The following is a 1006-nucleotide window of genomic DNA, read 5'->3' as shown; positions in this document are numbered from 1 at the left end:
TAGGAGCTGTCCGGCCGATCATGTGCGGAGCCAGATGACGAGGGCGGCTGCGGTGACGGTGCCGAGGTAGACGTAGCCGCGTTTGTCGTAACGGGTTGCGACGGCTCGGGCGTGCTTGAGCTTGTTGATGGCCCGTTCGACGGTGTTGCGCTTCTTGTACCGCTCCTCGTCGAAGCCCGGTGGCCGCCCTCCGTGTGAGCCCTTGCGCAGGCGGGCGGCCTGGCTGTCGGTCTTCTCCGGGATCGTGTGCCGGATGCCGCGCCTGCGCAGGTAGGCGCGGCACGGCCCGTTGCTGTATGCCTTGTCGGCGGCGAGGCTGTCGGGCGTCTTGCGGGGGCGTCCGGGGCCGGTCCGCGGAACGCGGACCTTCTCCAGTACCGGAACGAACTGCGTGCAGTCCGCCCGCTGGCCCGGTGTGACGATCAGGGACAGGGGGCGGCAGCGTCCGTCCGCACTCAGGTGGACCTTGGTGGTGAACCCGCCGCGCGAGCGGCCCAGGCCCTCGCCTCCTCCACCACCTCCGCCAGGCGGGCGGCGAGGCTTTGCCAGGGCGTCTCGTCCTGGTGTTCTCCTGGCCCAGCCCCCTTTGAGGCAAGGGCCGGTGGCGGATCGGTTCGGGCGCCGGCCGCGTGCTGGTGGGCTCTCACACTCGTGGAGTCGACCGAGATGTCCCAGTCGATGTCGTCGGCCGCATCCGCTTCGGCCTGGACCTGCTGAAGCAGGTGTTCCCAGGTTCCGTCGGCCGACCACAGCCGGTGGCGTTCGTAGACCGTCTTCCACGGCCCGAACCGCTCCGGCAGGTCACGCCAGTGCACACCGGTCCGCACCCGGTACAGGATCCCGTCGATCACCTGCCGGTGATCCCGCCACCGGCCACAACGCTTGTTGCTGACCGGCAGGAACGGCCGCAACCGTTCCCACTCGGCATCCGTCAGATCTCCCCGCCCCATGCCCCGACCAACGACCAAGGCAGGCAATAGTCACATGATCGGCCGGACAGCTCCTA

At 69.2% G+C, this 1006-nt stretch carries 1 protein-coding gene; it reads right to left on the bottom strand.

The features are described 5' to 3' along the window. Window positions 1–18: 18 nt before the first annotated feature. Window positions 19–950 (bottom strand): IS5 family transposase gene (locus tag ACIQOW_RS39695; RefSeq protein ID WP_401092863.1). Its coding sequence is split into 2 segments (ribosomal slippage): window positions 19–554 and window positions 554–950, totalling 933 coding nucleotides; the frame shifts between segments, so codons are not numbered across the junction. Between the last annotated feature and the right edge of the window lie 56 nt (window positions 951–1006).

Origin of the sequence: Kitasatospora sp. NPDC091335 (genome assembly GCF_044757205.1) — a bacterium.
Taxonomy (GTDB): Bacteria; Actinomycetota; Actinomycetes; order Streptomycetales; family Streptomycetaceae; genus Kitasatospora.
Note: the sequence above shows the minus strand (reverse complement) of the source record. Positions and strands in the feature narration are given on the sequence as shown.